Source organism: Microcoleus sp. PH2017_24_DOB_U_A (assembly GCF_020738205.1).
Classification (GTDB): domain Bacteria; phylum Cyanobacteriota; class Cyanobacteriia; order Cyanobacteriales; family Microcoleaceae; genus Microcoleus.
Genome location: NZ_JAEQCT010000027.1, coordinates 40836 through 59183, shown reverse-complemented (window position 1 = coordinate 59183; position 18348 = coordinate 40836). Strand labels below are relative to the sequence as shown.

Genomic DNA, 18348 nt, shown 5'->3' with positions numbered 1-18348 from the left:
CTGAACCCTCAAGTGTCAACTGTTAACTGTCAATTTTTTAAGATTCTTTAATATGAATTTCAAAGCAGGGGAAGTAAACATTATCCAGTCTACTGTGCAAACAGCAGCGGAAAATAAAACTGAACCCTCAACCCTCAACTGTCAACTGTCAACTGTTTAAAATTATTCGATATTCTTGAGTTTGGATGCCAGCTAGTCCAAAGGCAGCGCTAAGATGGTTAAGCACTGTTTTGCACTACTCTCATGTCCCAACGCGCCAAAACCTCACACAGCCAGCCAAGTGCATCCGACAACGGGCATCATGTGATGACTTCTAACTCCAACAGCCAAAATACGATTCGGATTCGCGGTGCGAGACAGCACAACCTTAAGAATATCGATCTGGAACTGCCGCGCGATCGACTGATAGTTTTTACCGGTGTCTCCGGTTCCGGTAAGTCTTCCCTGGCTTTCGATACAATTTTTGCCGAGGGACAGCGCCGCTACGTGGAGTCTCTCAGCGCCTACGCCCGCCAGTTTTTGGGACAGTTGGATAAGCCGGATGTCGATGCGATAGAGGGGTTGAGCCCTGCTATTTCGATCGACCAAAAGTCAACTTCGCACAACCCGCGATCGACTGTCGGCACTGTTACAGAAATTTACGATTATCTTAGATTGCTCTACGGCAGAGCTGGCGAACCGCACTGTCCGATTTGCGATCGCTGCATTGCGCCGCAGACAATTGATGAAATGTGCGATCGAGTTATGGCACTTCCAGACGGTACTCGCTTTCACCTTCTGGCCCCAGTTGTGCGCGGAAAAAAAGGCACTCACCGCAAATTATTGTCGAGTTTAGCTTCCGAAGGATTTATTCGCGTCAAAGTTAACGGAGAAATTTTAGAACTTTCGGAAAATATCGAATTAGATAAAAATCATATCCACAATATCGAGATAGTTGTCGATCGGTTAGTTAAAAAACCGGGTTTAGAAGAGCGTTTAGTGGATTCTCTGGCAACTTGTTTGCGACATTCTGAGGGAATTGCGATCGTAGAAGAGTTACCGCCTGACGAAAATTCTGAACCAGCCAATGGGCCGATCGTATTTTCGGAGAACTTTGCTTGTCCCGAACACGGCGCGGTGATGGAAGAACTTTCGCCCCGGTTGTTTTCGTTTAATTCGCCCTACGGCGCTTGTCCCAACTGTCACGGTTTGGGGAGTTTGCGGACTTTTGCACCGGAGTTAGTCATTCCTGATGAGAAAGCACCTCTTTATTGTGCGATCGCCCCTTGGTCAGACAAAGACAACTCCTATTATCTCTCTTTGCTGTGCAGCGTTGCCGATAGTTGCGGGTTTGATATCGACACTCCTTGGTTCCGCTTGAGGCCCGAACACCAGCGAGTGATTTTGTACGGTAATGAGTCAAAACAAACCGCAGAAAGCAAGAAGCGAGACAGCAACGCCAGCGATTTGAGGAGAGATTTTAAGGGCGTAATTTCCATGTTGCAGCGCCAGTACGACGATACAGGTTCTGATTTGATCAAACAGAAGCTGGAACAGTATCGAGTCGATCGCTCTTGCGATTGTTGTCACGGCAAACGCTTGAAACCAGAGGCGCTGTCTGTACGGTTAGGAAACTATGGAATTGTGGATTTGACGGGGATTTCGATTCGCGAATGTCGGGAACGAGTCAATAATTTGGGATTGAGCGATCGGCAATTTCAAATATCCGATTTAGCCCTCAGAGAAATCAAAGCAAGATTGCAATTTTTGCTCGATGTCGGATTAGATTACCTGACATTAGACCGTGCAGCCATGACACTTTCCGGCGGAGAAGCCCAGCGAATTCGCCTCGCAACTCAAATCGGTTCCGGTTTGACCGGCGTCCTCTACGTTTTAGATGAACCCAGCATCGGACTGCACCAAAGAGACAACTTTCGCCTGCTGCAAACCTTAACAAAATTGCGCGATTTAGGCAATACTTTGATTGTCGTAGAACACGATGAAGAAACCATGCGCGCCGCCGATCACATTGTCGATATCGGCCCCGGCGCAGGCGTTCACGGCGGCAAAATCATCTCGCAAGGAAGTTTAGAAAACTTGCTAGCGGCCGAAGAATCTTTGACTGGTGCTTATCTGTCGGGAAAACGAGTAATTGAAACTCCCAATGAAAGGAGAAAAGGCAACGGCAAAGCTCTCTCGCTCAAAAATGCGAGTCGCAACAATTTAAAAAACGTCGATGTGGAAATTCCCCTGGGAAAACTTGTCTGCGTGACAGGTGTTTCCGGTTCTGGAAAATCAACTTTAATCAATGAATTGCTCTATCCGTCACTGCAACACTATCTGACCAAAAAAGTTCCTTTACCACCCGATATGGACGCCCTAAAAACCAAGGGCGAACGCTCTCTAGATGATGTGGTTGATAAGGTCATTGTCATCGATCAATCTCCCATCGGCCGCACTCCGCGTTCCAATCCCGCTACCTACACGGGAGTCTTTGATGTGATTCGGGATTTGTTTTCCGAAAGCATTGAAGCGAAGGCAAGAGGTTACAAAGCCGGGCAGTTTTCTTTTAACGTGAAAGGGGGAAGGTGCGAAGCTTGTGGCGGCCAAGGCGTGAACGTGATTTCGATGAATTTTCTGCCGGATGTTTACGTACAGTGCGAGGTTTGTAAAGGTGCGCGGTACAACCGGGAAACGCTGCAAGTGAAGTATAAAGGCAAGTCAATTTCTGATGTTTTGAACATGACTGTGGAGGAAGCTTCGGAAATGTTTAAAAATATTCCGAGGGCGGGCGCCAGACTGGAAACGTTAGTGGATGTTGGCTTGGGTTACATTCAGTTGGGACAGCCTGCACCGACGCTTTCTGGCGGGGAAGCGCAGCGGGTGAAGTTGGCTACGGAACTGTCGCGTCGCGCTACTGGGAAGACGCTTTATTTGATTGATGAACCCACGACTGGCTTGTCGTTTTATGACGTTCACCACTTACTCAATGTGCTGCAAAGATTGGTGGATAAGGGTAATTCAATTTTGGTCATCGAACACAATTTGGACGTGATTCGGTGCTGCGATTGGGCGATCGATTTGGGGCCAGAAGGGGGAGATAAGGGAGGGGAAATTATTGTGGCGGGGACGCCGGAGGATGTGGCGGCAAATCCTCGTTCTTATACTGGGAAGTATTTGAAAGCTGTTTTAGAGCAGCATCCTTTAGGGAGTGCTGTAGCTGTTAGCTAATACTCGGTCAGGATAGATATTGTAGGGTGCGTCAGCGATTAGCCTAATTTTCAGGTGGAGAGGCAGAAGTGGCTGACGCACCCTACTGCTACCCACTCAGGAACGATTTTGCGTCATTTGAGGTGCATCGTTGAGCGATTTACCCCGGATTATTGAGCGGATACACTTCTGGCTATGTTAAGAAGTGCGGAATGTAGGTCATAAATCTTTATATTTTAGAGCCTTACAATAAAATAATATTAAAAGGAATACTATAAAGCAGAGAGCGATCGCTCAAATCACAAAGGAAGAACCTATATTTGATCTGGCAATCGCAATTTTCGATATAGTTCATCAATCAATAAATTGAAATATCCACCATTAAATCATCTTTAAGGAGTCGTAAATGACTACAACTTTTTCGCGTCTAGAACTTCAGAAAATTGCCGAGGATCACAGATTGTTTTTATGGTCTATCCTCGCCTTGATAGTTATTAACCTATTTCATGTTTCTTTACAAAATCAAGCTATAAATCTACAACCTATACGTTTACTCGCACATTTTGCAGCAACAGGATTTCGGATATTTGCGCTATACAAGCTGGTAAGATCCCTCAAGCTTTCTGCATGGATAATTTGGCTTATTGTTGGTTCACTTGTGCCAATTCTGAGTCTACTGGTACACGATAAAGCAATGAAAGCAATGAAATCTGCTGGCATAAAAGTCGGATTCATGGGAGTCGATCCAAGCTCTATCTAATATGCTGTTGTAGTCTAACAATTGTGGTGTACCGTACTGGCGAGAAATTCTGATACATTACGAGGTAGTTTGCAGCAGATTAAGCAAACAGTTATCTCGTTTCGTTTCTGAGTTATGACAGTACAAAGCATTGAAAAAACCTTTCAACTCATCCTACAAAAAACCATTCCGACAACAGCACAATAAACTGAGAGCAACCCCCTTTAAACCCAGTTAACCCAGGGTGGATTAATTGTCAGAGGGGGAATAGACTTCTTGCAAAAATAGTTAGGAAGTTGCTGGGAGCAACGTCCCACAAAAATCTTTTTTATTGTGGGACGTTTCTCCCAGCAGCGTCCCACAATTTGATTAAAAGGGCTTTTGCAAAAGGTCTATTGTCTAGGGCGTCGGTTCAGTATTAAAGGTTGACACAAGCGACATAGTATGTATGTTGATGTAGACCTTGGCAGGGCTCTCGCATGAGGACAAAAAAATGGTTGGCGATCGCGATCTACTGTCACCCTCATCCTTCGCCCTACATAATACATATTTCGTTATTTTTGTCAAAATATTCTACTGTACCGGCGCCCTAGGGCGACTTTTGCTCTCATGGTATAAGTTAGCCTAATTCAAATACTGAATATTTTCCGGTACCGAACTAAAAAATTTCCATTCTCCATTTGATTTGCGTAACGTATGTAATATTATCATCTTATTATCTCTGAAAGTTGAAGATGACCCGTCAATCTTTGTGGTTGTTTGTTCGATTCTTACTTTGGCTTCGTTTCCTGAAATTCCCACAATTTCAATTTTTGTTGGTTCGTACTTTAAATTTCTTTTGAAGACTTCTGCAATTGTAATTATTGTTGGTTGAAAACCAGGAGAGTTTGGATCTACTGTCGCCATATAGGATTCAGGATTTCTTTCATTCAAAGCTTTGAACTGCCGATCGATTAATAATTTGATTGCTGCTTGATCGCTGGTGTTATCAGCTATAATCTCTGTTGAGTTTATGAGTATAGGTGTAGTTAATTGATTGTTGCTTAATTTCGAGTCAATGTTAGGCACTTGGCCGCGGTCAATGTTGGTGGTATAACTGCTAAGGAATAAGCCTAAGATAACGGTAGGCAATGCTTTGTTTAAAGCTTGAACGTTCAAAAGTGACATGATAAATAAATATAACCTATGAATTGATGATTCTACGCTAGCATCTACAGCATCTCATGTCAATTTTAATTAGTTAACTATCTTGAATCGTGGGAGACATTGTCATATTTTCTGCTTGTTTTTGCATGAATTCAATGTCCGATCGCAACCAAGTGCGCGGCCCGCTGCACTGATGAGCAACTAACAGCCCCCACAGTCCTTTTTTGGTTAAAATTGGCACGACTAAATTGGCGCGAACCTTCAGGCTACGCAGAAACAGTCGGTGACATTGGTGGATTGGCTCTGTTTCAATATCTGTAATTGCTCTGACTCGACCCGCTTCGTACAAAGCAGCGTATTCGTCGTTAAAACACTCGTCTGGGCCAGTAGAACCCAAGATTGACAGTTCGATCGCACTTAGCATCTCACAAGTCACTCGACCTTGCCACTGCCTGTAAAAATAATACAGTACCGCGCGATCGCTCTGCACCACTTCTCGAATGTCGTATAGGGATTTTTCAATTAATACGTCGCGCTTGAGACGTTCTGTCAAGCGGTTGACAATTGTTTGCAGGCGATCGCCAGACATGGTAATGACTCCTTAACTTCCTAGTTTTGGCTGAGCTCTGTCTTCAGTTTACCTCTATTGAAGATAGCAACTGCTAGTATAAGTTTACATCTAGAGTGAAAATTTATGTCTGTGCTAGAAGCTGCTTGGAAACACGAATTTATCGCTACAAACGGCATCAAACTGCACTGTGTCACTCAAGGTTCTGGGCCGCTGATGCTGATGCTGCACGGATTTCCTGAGTTTTGGTATTCTTGGCGCCATCAAATCCCGGAATTTGCATCAGATCGTAAAGTTGTTGCTGTGGATCTCAGGGGTTACAATGACAGCGACAAACCTAAGGATAAATCTGCTTATATGATGGCAGAATTTGTACAAGATATCAAGGGAATTATTCAAGGCTTTGGATACAAAAGCTGCGTCTTAGTTGCCCACGACTGGGGAGGCGCGATCGCCTGGAGTTTTGCTTATGCTTATCCTGAGATGGTGGATAAATTAATTGTGATGAATATACCGCATCCGGCAAAGTTTGCTGAAGGGTTGCGAACTCGCCAACAATTGCTGAAAAGTTGGTACATCTTTTTGTTTCAGTTGCCATTTTTGCCGGAATTTTTAATTAAGTTGGGCGACTATCGGGCGATCGATCGCGCTTTGCAAGGCATGGCAGTTGACAAAAGCAGCTTTACCCCCTCCGATATCCAAGCTTACAAAGATGCGGCAGCTAAACCGGGGGCTCTGACTGCTACTATCAATTATTACCGCAATATTGCTCGCGGATTTGTCGATCGCCCGCATAGAGAGATCCTCGAAGTTCCGACGTTGATGATTTGGGGCGAAAATGATCGAGCCCTCGGCAAAGAGTTAACCTACGGAACCGCAGATTACGTGCGGGATTTTCAGATTCATTACGTTCCCAATTGCAGCCACTGGGTGCATCAGGAACAGCCGCAGTTAGTCAATCGGTACATCAGAGATTTTTTGGCGAGTAAGTTCATTTAATTGGTGTTGCGGGCGATCGCGTTTGAGTATCAATTATAGCGAAATATTATCAATAACTTTGTGTCTCAATCCCAAATCGAAAATCGAAAATCCTCTCTTCCCCCGAATTTATCCGTGGGGTCGCCTCTAAAATCTAAAATCTAAAATCTAAAATCGATTGACTCTCAAGAGCCGCTGTCAACTCTCTACTCAACTCTGTGGCGCCTGATAGGAGTGGGGAACAATCGCCCGGAGCGCGTTAGCTTTTGCGACACGGAAAGCTTGCAGCATGGATTGGCCCAAAGATCTACTTGCACCCAAGATTCTCAAAATGCGATCGTCCGCTGGAATAATCGGACATGGCGTGAAAAATATCAATTCTCGAAAAAAATGTATCTAAAACGATATAATTTTTGACATTCCCAACCTAAAAAATTGAGAGGAAACCAATCAAATTTTCGCAGTCAGCTTTGATGACACGAGATATCTTGGCAACGCAGCAGCAAAGAAATGACCGCATAATTGTCTTGGCGCTGATTTTTCTGACGCTGCTGGGACTAGCATTCCGGCTCTATTTGGCGTGGCGCACCAACCAAACTCTCCCCGATACCCCCGCCCGTCTCACAGGCGATGAACCAGGTTACGAGTATTTGGGACACTCTTTGCTAGAGGGTAAATTTTTTGATTGGCCGGGCAGGACACCAGTGTATCCCTTTTTTGTAGCTGGATGTTATGTAATTTTCGGTCGTTCTCCCGCATCTGTAGTCTACGTACAAGCTTTTTTGGGGGCGACAATCATACCCCTAACTTTTATCCTGGCACGGCGTTTTACTGGCCCTCAAAGTTCCTTAGTCGCCGCTGGATTAATTGCGCTACATCCCTCCCTGATTCTTCATGTCAGGCTGCTGCAAACAGAGATTTTATACGCGCCTTTAATGATTTTAACAATACTGGGCTTGCTGCGAGCATTGGAACAGCCGGAGTGGCAAAATTTTTCATTAGCAGGTGGGTTGTTGGCAATTACGAATCTTTGTCGGCCGACAGCGATGTTGTTTCCGGTAATTGTCCCACTATTGATGCCGCGCCAATGGTCTTTTAAGCGCAAGGTTGCTTTGTTTGTTGCTTATTTGGGCGCAATTATCATCATTACCACACCTTGGACTTACCACAATTATCGAACTCACAAGACTTTTTTGATTTACAGTGTTTCTACGGGGCTGCTGTGGCAAGGAAGTCCAGAGTTTTATCATTTTGCCTACGAACAACTGCCAAAACGCCATATCACTAAAATTTGGCAGGAAGAACTCAATCCGGCTCGGAATGGCGGACACGATGTTTTTACCATTGAGGGCGATCGCTATTTTACCAAACGGGCGATCGCTTCAATACTCTGCGAGCCGGCTGTCTATCTCTGGTATTGTTTGCAAAAGGCAGTTTATTTGTGGTTGGGAAACCCTATAAGTGACTGGCCTCATCACGCTATGTTTAATGTGCAGGCAATGCGGAAATTCTTTTCGCCGCAACGGATTGTCGGCATTTTAGCGTCGCGAATTTTGCCTGTATTTGCGGCTTTGGGCATGATAGTTTTGCGGCATCGCTGGCGGGAGTTTTTGCCACTGCTGGCAGTCTGCGGCTATTTTACTTTGATTCATGCGCTTACTTATGCAGAAGTTCGCCACAGCGAGCCACTGCACCCGATTTTGGCGATCGTAATCGCCACGGCGGCGGGGGAACTTCAGCGTAGGTTAAAGTTAATTAGTCAGTAGGTCTTAGGCGGTTAGCCATTAGTTATTAACCCAGTGTTATCAAAAACTCTAATTCGGAATTTCACCCTCGCCTTTTTAATTGCCATCGGCCTAGAGTTGTTGGGCCCAACGACAACTTTTGCTCAAAACATCGCAACAATTAAATTCTCCGGTACTGCTGCGGGTGTCAGCACTCGCTACATCGGTGCAGTCGAGGGCAACATTAACTTTGATCTCAAAGATTTGCAAGATTTGGGAATTAATACATACCGCATTTACGGCGGGATGTCTCGATGGGAACCGGAAGACGATGACGGTAAATACGGCTGGCCGGAAATCTCCCAAATTAAGGCAAATCCAAATATTATTAATTGGGCGCATTGGGATAAAATTATGACCGATCCGCCCCGGGGTAGCGATTATTCGTGGTCGGGAGAACGTGGTAAAGTTTGGGAAGGCAATGCTAGGACTATTTTTAATGCTCTCAAACAGGCTAAGATTCGCCCGGTTGTGAGTATTCGTAATGTGGACAGTAGCTGGAATCCGTCCTGGGCGCTGCAATTAAATCCGCCCCGAACTAAAGAAGATTGGAACGAGTGGTGGGAACACGTGTTTGCTACGGTTTATTGGTTGAATGTACGCAACGATTACCGCGTTGATGATTGGGAAATTCACAACGAACCGGACTACCGCATACAGGGTTGGGGTGGAACTATGGCTGACTATTTTGAGTTGGTGAAAGTGACCAAAGATGCGATCGACTTTGTTTACAAAAGTTATTTGCCTGGGCGCGCTTACCGCATCCACAGCCCGACAAGCGTAGGTGGCAGCATTTGGCCTGCTGAGGCTTTGCGAGAAATTCCTAATTATTTCGATACTGTCAACTTCCACAATTACGATGCAGATATTTCTAACTACACCCGCAAAGTGCGCGGCTGGATGAAGGGGACAGTCCGTGCTAACTCGGAGGTTTGGGTGGGAGAATGGGGAAGTTATCAAATTAGCTATAACGATTTCCCTTTAGCTTTAAGTTTGATTAAAAATTTGATCCGAGGTTCCCAACCGGGGGATAATTATATTTACGGGAGTCACATATTCTGTTTGTACGACTGGGGAAAGCCGGCACTGGCGGAAGGTTTGCTGGGGGACGGGGGAAAACGGCGCGCGAGCTACTATGCTTTGCGGATGGGAATTCGGGCTTTGCAAGGGGGTAGGGCTAGCTTTTTTCCGATCGCTAATAGTTCCGATTTAATGGCAGTTGCAACTCTCGATTCTAGTAAGAATGTTTACTTGCTGGCTGTCAACGATCGAGCAAAATCTTATACTGTTCGTGCCGATATTTCAGCTTTAATCGAAGCTGGTAATGGGACGGTGCGGGAGTTTAGTTTGAAGTCAATGGATGAGGTTGTTAGCAGCTTGACCCTGAAGGGTGGTAAGGCGACTTTTTTGGTGCCGGGGAAGAGTGCTATTCTCATCAAGTTCGTTAGCGCAGCCCTCGAAGAGGATCGCCCGAATTGAATGTCAAATTCTCGGAGTTCAGAATTGGGATAAGATAGAATTAGTTACGATCGCAATTATTTATTTTGTGCCCTCGAACCCTCGAACCCTTAATTAGACAGTTGAAATATCTAAATCGTGTTGTGATTCCCCTCCTGTCGCTGGTAAATTGGTAGCGTGTAAGTATCTTGCCTCCAACAGAATCCGATCGAGAATTCCCTTGAGCGCGAGAAGGTAGCCGAAGTCTAGACATCGCAGAAATTCTTGCTCGTAAACCCGCAGTAGTTAGGTTAGGCGAGGAATTGCCGGCCAGTCTTCATGTCCGCCCTCTGCTAGATAGCATTGGTTCTGACTTTCAGCGCCCGTCAATTGTCAGGATTTGGCACGGAATTAATTTTTAATGCCAAGATGCTAGAAGTAGGGGTGATTTTAATCTTACAGAAACTTTGATCGCGCACAGGTAACCTCGCGGGCAAAGCCTCTCAATCAACCTGCTACCCGCGGCGATCGGGTTTTTCCAACAAATATCACTCTTATGCCCGCTGATGTTTATTCCCTCTCTCAGTCAGGTCATTAACCGCCATCCCCTCACCGTCACCCCTGGGACGCCCGTAGAAGAGGCGATCGAGCTGATGAGCAGCACAGGAGCCAGTTACGTCCTTGTGGTAGAACCGCGCGGAAATTTTCAACTGGGAAATCCCACCAACGGGACTTCCCCGCAGTCGCGGGAACAGTTAGGTTTCTACAAAGGCCTACCGCGTGCGCTACACGCAGGTGCTAACAGGCTCAGTCTCAACGGCCTCAACGGCTCAAAAGCCGACGATACCGGTGGCCAGATGGTGCTGGGGATTTTTACAGCGCAAGATGTCGTACAGCTAAATTCGATCGGCGCTGCTTTGAGGGGATTTGCGATCGAGCAAATCATGATCAGAACCGTAACTGTAGCCCGAGAATCGGAAATTCCCGACTTTTTTGCCTTAGCCAATCTGCTGGACAAACATCTGATCGGGCATTTACCAGTCGTCAACGACGCTGAAGAACTTGTCGGTTTAATTAGCTCTCAAAGCTTGGTACAACTGTTGCAGGAAATTGGGGAATCGCCACAACCCATTAGCAGCCCTTCGCCACCTGCTTCGCCCTTGCCATTTCCTCCGCCACTGCCAATTTTACATCCGAAATTAGAGATCCCCGCAAATTTAATTAAACTCGATCAAATCCCTCAAATCGCAGCGTCGCGAATTATTCACGCTCCGGCTACTGCTTCAGTTCGCTATTTGGCGCAACTGATGTTCCGACACAATGTTAGCTATGTATTAATCACTGAAACCCCGGAACCAAACTCGAATGGTGCAGCTCAAAATGCCAAATTTACAAATCCCAACCTCCACAAACTGGTTGGGGTGGTAAGTTCGCGGGACATCGTGCAGTTGCAAGCCACGGGGAGAGACTCTAGCAGAATTAAAGCAGGAGCGATTTGCAGCAGTTCGCCAGCCCTGGTACGATCGCACTCTACCCTCGAAGCAGCCATCGCCCTGCTGCGAAAACACTACTGCCAGTTACCTCTATTAGTCATCAACGACAGCAATCACCCGATCGGGATTGTCAATCCTCAAACTATCCTGTTACAAGCACTGGACTCAAAATCTCTGCATTCAGGCTTGCTCGCTTTGCAGCGCCAGCTAGAATCTAGCAACGCGCAGTACAAAAAACTCTTGGCCCAAATACAAATTCCGGCAGCCAATCCCTACCCAGATGCAGAAATTGCTCAAAACAGTAGCGTCGCGCAGCCCCCAAATCTCCCCGCTACCGTCAACAATCAGGGGATTTGGGATTGGAATCTCGAAACAGATGAGTTTTTTTATTCGGCGCGATGGCAAGAAATGCTCGGCTACAAAGAAGGGGAAATCTCGAATCGGCGATCGGAATGGTGGAGTCGCATCCACCGAGACGACATTGACGGAGTAAAGGCAGCTTTAGAAGATCACTTCGCACAAAAAACAGCGGATTTTGCAGCCGAATATCGAATGTACTGCAAAGACGGCAGCACTGTCTGGGTGCTGAACCGAGGTCAAGTTTTGCGTAGCGCTACGGGCAAACCGCTGCGGGTAGTCGGAACTCATACAGATATTACTCCAAACCAGCAGTTAGAACTCAAAAACTCCGATGGCGTCGAGGAATTCCAAGTATTTGATGCTTTGAAAGCAACAGTAATTTTCCAGATGGATGCGGCGGGGATTTGGACATTTCTCAACCGTGCTTGGACTGAAATAACGGGTTTTTCGGTGGCTGAAAGTTTGACAACTAATTTTTTAGATTGGGTGCATCCAGATGAGCGCTCGCATTGTGAAAATTTATTGGAGTCTTTGCTGTCTGGTAATTCACCATTTTATCGGCGAGAACTGCGATTTAAATACAAGTTGGAATCTGGCAAAAACGAATTGGGAATTCAGATTGATTCAGGCTTTGTTTCAGTTGAAATATTTGCCCAAGTCCGGCTGAATTCCCAAGGTGAAATACTGGGAATTTTAGGGACTTTGCACGATGTCTGCAACCGCGTTGAAGGAGTTGAGGAACTGCGGGAAAGCGAGCGGGCAATTCGATCGCTCTACGAGGTAATGGTAGGCTCGTCCGGCTCTTTTGACGAGCGAACGACCCGGTTGCTGGCAATGGGTTGCAGTCAGTTTGGGATGGATATCGGGCTGTTGGGCAGGGTTTTGGGCGATCGCTACGAAGTGCTCGCGGCTTATGTACCGCAAGATTTTCCCTTCGGATTTGCTAAAGGAGACGGTTTTTCTTTAAGCAGAACCTTCGAGCGAGAGGTTTTGCGATCGATCGAACCTATTTCGATCGAATCAGCCGGCACTACTCAGTGGAAGCAGCATCCCGCTTACGCCGTGCGGAGGTTGGAGGCTTTTGTCGGCACCAGGGTAATAGTTCAAGGGCGAGTTTTTGGCACCTTGAGCTTTACTTCCCGCACCCCTAAATCTCCTTTAAAACCGCTGAATTTTGAAATTTTAAAGCTGATGGGCAATTACATCGGGGCGGAAATTGCCAGGGAAGAGCGAGAGCGAACTTTGCAGCGACAGTACCAGCGCGTCTTGCTGCTCAAACAAATTACTCAAAAAGTGCGATCGACCTTAGACACTCAAGAAATTTTTCAGACTACCGCCACCCAAATCGGCCGCGTATTCGGCGTCAATCGCTGCACAATTCACACCTATCTTTCCCAACCTTATCCCCACCTTCCTTGCGTCGCAGAATACCTAGAACCAGGTCACGAATCGGCTTTAGATTTAGAACTTTCTGTCACTTACAACCCCTACACCGAAAAACTACTCGCAGAAGATATCGCCCTGGCATCTCCCGACGTGTTTGCCGATCCTTTGCTCGAATCTTCCGTACCAATGTGCCGCCGCATCGGATTAAAATCTATGTTGGCGGTTCGCACTTCCTATCAAGGAGAACCGAATGGCATTATTACTTTGCACCAGTGCGATGCAACTCGCCAGTGGACTCCCGACGAAATTGAACTCTTAGAAGATGTTGCCGCTCAAGTCGGAATTACCTTAGCTCAAGCACTACTCTTAGAAACGGAAGTTCAGCGCCAGCGACAGTTAGCAGAGCAAAATGAAGCTTTGGAGCAAGCGCGAGAAGCGGCCGAAGTAGCTAACAGAGCTAAGAGCGAATTTTTAGCAACTATGAGTCACGAAATCCGCACTCCGATGAATGCGGTAATCGGGATGACGGGTTTGCTGCTGGATATGCAACTAACTCCAGAACAGCGGGATTTTGTTGAGACAATTCGCACCAGTGGCGATGCTTTGCTAACTATTATTAACGATATCCTCGACTTTTCCAAGATTGAATCGGGTAAAATGGATTTGGAACGCAGCCCCTTCGATCTGCAAAACTGTATAGAAGAATCTCTGGAATTGCTAGCTCCTAGAGCGTCGGAAAAAGGTTTAGAGTTGGCTTATTTTATTGATGATTCTGTTCCGAAAAACATTTTAGGAGATGTCACAAGGCTGCGCCAAATCTTAGTAAATCTGCTGGGCAATGCAGTTAAATTTACCGAGTCTGGAGAAATTGTTGTCTGCTGTACGGCTCGGAAAGTTGAACAATTACCTGCTAAGAGTTCGCCGGAAATTAGCAATATTCTAGAGCCGCAACCGCTAGCAATTAACCAGGGAAAGTTGGCAGGTAGGAGACTGTACGAGATTCAATTTGGTGTCCAAGATACGGGCATTGGCATTCCGCCAGACCGGATCGATCGCCTGTTTAAAGCTTTTTCGCAGGTAGACGCCTCGACAACGCGACATTACGGCGGGACTGGGCTGGGATTGGCTATCAGCCAACGTTTGAGCGATATGATGGGCGGTAAAATGTGGGTTGTCAGTCAGGTAGCTCCGGGCAGTTCCAAGTCTCAACCTGCTGTTTCTGCGATCGGACAAAGTACGGCAGGAATCCCACCTGCGGGATTTTCTGCACCGTCGATATCGGGTTCCGGTTCGATTTTTTATTTCACGGTGATTGCTGAAGCTAATCAAAACGCGGCTGAAGAAAAAAAACCGGAATTTACTGTTGGGAAGCGTTTGTTAATTGCCGAGAATCATGCCATTAACCGCCAAGTTTTGATCCGGCAAGCTGAGGCTTGGGGCATGATACCCATGGCTGTAACTTCGGGCGCTGAGGCTTTGGAAATCATCAAAGAAAACTCGGCGATCGATTTGGCTATTTTGGCGATGAATCTACCAGATATGGACGGTGTGGCTTTGGCTGTGGAGATTCGGAAATTTGAGCTGAGCAATTTATCTAGTGGCGACGCGCTAAATCCGAATGTCATCAAAGTTAAAAGCCCTCGCAAAGTTACGCTACCTTTGGTGCTGTTTACTTATTTGAGCAAGGCGGAAGTTTGGAAAAAACTTGAAACTACAGAAGTACATTTTTCGGCGTTTTTAACTAAGCCTCTAAAACAGTCCCAGTTTTATAATGTATTGCTGCAAGTTTTTGGGTATGTTGCTGGTAGAAGCAGCAAGGGAGAACTTTCAAATGTGGCGACTTTGACTTCGGGATTGAAGTATTTTGAAAATTCTCAAGAACAGCACCGCGCGCAGCGGACGCCTGCGGTTTTGAGGCAGGTTCCGAGCAATTCAGCCCCACACGATCCAAGTAATGCTAATCAGATTCGGATTTTGCTGGCAGAGGACAATGTGGTGAATCAAAAAGTCGCTACGCATTTGCTCGACAGGATAGGATATCGGGCGGATATTGCGGCTAATGGCTTGGAGGTTTTGGAGGCGTGCAAGCGGCAATCTTACGATGTTGTGCTGATGGACGTGCAGATGCCGGAGATGGACGGTTTGGAAACGACGCGCCGCATATGTGCGGAATGGCCAGCTAACAAGAAGCCGAGAATTATTGCGATGACGGCTAATGCCATGCAGGGCGATCGCGAAAAGTGTCTAGAAGCGGGTATGGACGATTATATTACTAAGCCCGTGCGCCGGGAAGAGTTGGCCCTCGCCCTCAGCAAGTGCCAACCTCTGCGTCGGGATGAATTGAATGCCGTTACTGAACCAAAAAATCCAGATATTTCCGATCAAAATGGCAGTCATGTTACTAGACATTCGAGCGTTCAACCGCCAGCAAATTCTCCGATTAATTTTGAGGTTTTGCACAATCTCCGCGAGCTAGACGATGAGGACGATCCGGATTTTTTGGGGGAGTTGATTAAGATATATTTGTTAGACGCACAGCAGCATTTAGAAACAATTAAGGAAGCTATTTTTCTAGGTGACGCTGACAGTTTGAAGCTAGCTTCTCACACGCTGAAGTCGAGCAGCGCCAATTTAGGAGCGGTGTCTTTTTCGGAAGTATGCAAGGAGTTGGAGTTGATGGGCCGCGTGGCGGTTGAGTCTGGAGGGGAACAGGTTTTTGATGCGAGGGCGGCGCGCGATCGCCTATTGGAAGCCGAAGCTGAGTGGGAAAAGGTGCGATCGGCTTTTGAGACGGAATTGAAAACGGGGAATTTGCGATCGCAAATGGGGTAATTTGTTATTTGTTGGTTGTTATTTGTTAGTTGTTATTTGTTGGTTGTTATTTGTTGGTTGTTATTTGTTGGTTGTTATTTGTTATTTGTTAGTTGTTATTTGTTAGTTGTTAGTTGTTATTTGTTAGTTGTTAGTTTCAATGGGAGCATCTCCGTTTTGCATTTACAGTGCGAGCTTAAGAGCTCGCACTACCATAAACAATGCTTCTTGCAAAACTGAGATGCTCCCAGTTTCAATAACCAATAGGGTGCATCTCTTTTTTTGCAAATATATTCCAATACGGTTCACTTAACGTTTTTTGTCATTGCGATCCCAGAGAGAGCAATCGCAGGGTCTGTTTGTCACATCGTTTTTCCCGGTGTACTGTCTTAAGTGAACTGTATTGAAATATATTCGTAGGGGCGAAGCATTCCGGCAGTAATACCATTTTTCTTTCATATGTGCTATGGATGAAGTCTTAGCCCCCCCGAAATCGCGGGGGGGGGTAATATCTAGCGCTACTTTATGAAATTGGTATAAATCTCTGGCGATCGCTAATAAATTGTCTGCCGGAATGCTTCGCCCTTACAAAATTGAGATGCACCTAACCAATAACCAATCACCAATGCCCAATTCCCAATTCCCAATGCCCAATTCCCATATTTAACTTTCACCTAAATAGGCTTTGCGAACAGTTTCATTTGACTGCAAATCGCTAGCACTACCAGCCACTACAACCTCACCAGTTTGGATCACATAGCCGCGGTGGGCTACACTTAAAGCCATGCGAGCGTTTTGTTCCACGAGTAAAATAGTTGTACCTTCAGCATTAATATCGCGGACGATCGCAAAAATTTGACTGACTAACATCGGCGCCAAACCCATACTCGGTTCGTCCAACAATAGCAAACGGGGGCGGGACATCAAAGCGCGGGCGATCGCCAGCATTTGCTGTTCCCCGCCGCTGAGAGTGCCCCCTTTTTGACTAATTCTTTCTCGCAAACGGGGAAATAAATTTAAAGCTTTTTCCATATCCGACTTGATACCCAGAGTATCGTTGCGTAGATAAGCACCCATTTCCAGGTTTTCTTGCACCGTCATCCGCGGAAAAATCAACCTTCCTTCCGGGCTTTGAGAAATGCCCAAACGGACGATCGCCTCTGTAGACAGCGATTCCAAAGGCTTACCCTCAAATAATACAGTGCCGCTGCGCGGGCGCAGCAATCCTTGAATCGTGCGGAGAGTGGTAGTTTTCCCCGCCCCGTTGCTACCAATTAAAGTCACAACTTCTCCCTCCTTAACCGTTAATGAGACTCCTTTGAGGGCGTGAATATTTCCGTAATAGGTATGAATATCTTGAATTTCTAGCATAATTACTCTTTGTCGGCTATCTTTATATAGATTTTAATCAAAACACGGACATATTTACCATTACCCGTTGGCATCTTCTTCTTTTCCCAAATAAGCCTCAATCACGCGAGGATCTGCGCGAACTTCATCGGGAGTTCCCTCAGCAATTTTAGTACCGTACTCCATTACACTCACGCGATCGCTAATTCCCATCACCACTTTCATATCGTGTTCGATCAGCAAAATACTCAAATCCAACTCATCCCGAATCCGGTAAATAAACCGAGTTAGATCGGCCGTTTCATTCGGGTTCATCCCCGCAGTCGGTTCGTCCAACAGCAAAACTTTTGGGTCAGATGCCAAAGCCCTCGCAATTTCCAATCTGCGCTGGTCGCCGTAGGAAAGGTTTTTTGCCAACTCCGGCGCTTTCTTCACGCCTAAACCGACAAAATCTAGCATAGTCAGCGCTTTTATTTTAGCTTCCCGTTCCTCCGAATTCACAGTCGGAGGGCGGAGGATTGCACCCAACAAACCAGCTTTTAAACGGCAATGTCTGCCTACTAAAATATTATCCAACACAGTCATGTTGTTGAACAATCGGATATTTTGAAAAGTTCTAGCAATCCCGAAAGTTGTCAGGCGATCGGGCGGTAAACCTGTGATATTTTTATTTTCCAGTACCAACTGGCCCGCACTCGGTTTGTAGATGCCGGTCAGCATATTAAAGAATGTGGTTTTACCCGCACCGTTGGGGCCAATCAAACTGGCGATCGATCCTTTTTCTAAGGTTAAGCTGACTTGATTTACCGCAGTCAAGCCGCCGAATCGCATTGTCAGTTGCTGTGCTTCTAATAGTGACATTTTGGTTGTGTTTCCTAATATTAGTTAAGCTGTGATACCAATTTTTTATGAGGGTGCATAGAATCTGATCCCCCCTAACCCCCCGAATAGTCGGGGGGGCCAAGAGTTACTCAAAGTCCCCCGACTATTCGGGGGATGCGAGGGGGATCGGGATATGTGCAACTTCACATTAAATTGGTAAGAGAGTTCGGATTCTATATAATACCAAATCTGATCTGTTAAAGTGCGTCAGCTTGGCTGTGGTGG

Annotated in this window: 10 protein-coding genes; 6 read left to right on the top strand and 4 right to left on the bottom strand. The window is 46.2% G+C overall.

All coding sequences use genetic code 11. The features are described from left to right. Window positions 1-243: 243 nt before the first annotated feature. Together uvrA and JGK07_RS06070 are read left to right on the top strand one after the other, a co-directional pair. Complete coding sequence (gene uvrA / locus JGK07_RS06075; RefSeq protein ID WP_293181710.1) at window positions 244-3210, top strand: excinuclease ABC subunit UvrA; 2967 nt, start codon at window positions 244-246, stop codon at window positions 3208-3210. A 385-nt stretch (window positions 3211-3595) separates the two neighbouring features. Further along, the gene (locus JGK07_RS06070; RefSeq protein WP_293181709.1) at window positions 3596-3949 is read left to right on the top strand and encodes a hypothetical protein; all 354 of its coding nucleotides are present in this window, start codon (window positions 3596-3598) and stop codon (window positions 3947-3949) included. A gap of 603 nt (window positions 3950-4552) precedes the next feature. Here the strand turns inward: JGK07_RS06070 and JGK07_RS06065 are convergent. Next, window positions 4553-5095, bottom strand: a complete 543-nt coding sequence (locus JGK07_RS06065; RefSeq protein ID WP_293181708.1) for a hypothetical protein — start codon at window positions 5093-5095, stop codon at window positions 4553-4555. 73 nt (window positions 5096-5168) lie between these two features. Then, on the bottom strand, window positions 5169-5663 hold the full coding sequence (locus tag JGK07_RS06060; RefSeq protein WP_293190856.1) for a GAF domain-containing protein: 495 nt from the start codon (window positions 5661-5663) through the stop codon (window positions 5169-5171). Window positions 5664-5768: 105 nt separating this feature from the next. On the opposite strand from JGK07_RS06060, the gene JGK07_RS06055 reads away from it, so the two are divergent. From JGK07_RS06055 to JGK07_RS06040, 4 genes are all read left to right on the top strand, one after another. Next, entirely contained in the window at window positions 5769-6641 is an 873-nt protein-coding gene (locus JGK07_RS06055) for an alpha/beta hydrolase (protein ID WP_293181706.1), read from the top strand. 452 nt (window positions 6642-7093) lie between these two features. Further along, a complete protein-coding gene (locus JGK07_RS06050; RefSeq protein ID WP_293181705.1) occupies window positions 7094-8386 on the top strand; it encodes a glycosyltransferase family 39 protein in 1293 nt (430 codons plus the stop codon). 33 nt (window positions 8387-8419) lie between these two features. Next, window positions 8420-9883: a hypothetical protein gene (locus JGK07_RS06045; RefSeq protein ID WP_293241562.1), complete on the top strand. Its 1464-nt coding sequence runs from the start codon at window positions 8420-8422 to the stop codon at window positions 9881-9883. A 524-nt stretch (window positions 9884-10407) separates the two neighbouring features. After that, entirely contained in the window at window positions 10408-15912 is a 5505-nt protein-coding gene (locus JGK07_RS06040) for a response regulator (protein ID WP_293241559.1), read from the top strand. 642 nt (window positions 15913-16554) lie between these two features. Here JGK07_RS06040 and JGK07_RS06030 read toward each other — a convergent pair. Together JGK07_RS06030 and JGK07_RS06025 are read right to left on the bottom strand one after the other, a co-directional pair. After that, window positions 16555-17262 carry an ABC transporter ATP-binding protein gene (locus JGK07_RS06030; protein ID WP_293181702.1) on the bottom strand — a complete coding sequence of 236 codons (708 nt, stop codon included), beginning with the start codon at window positions 17260-17262 and terminating at the stop codon, window positions 16555-16557. A gap of 60 nt (window positions 17263-17322) precedes the next feature. Further along, window positions 17323-18102: an ABC transporter ATP-binding protein gene (locus JGK07_RS06025; protein WP_293181701.1), complete on the bottom strand. Its 780-nt coding sequence runs from the start codon at window positions 18100-18102 to the stop codon at window positions 17323-17325. Between the last annotated feature and the right edge of the window lie 246 nt (window positions 18103-18348).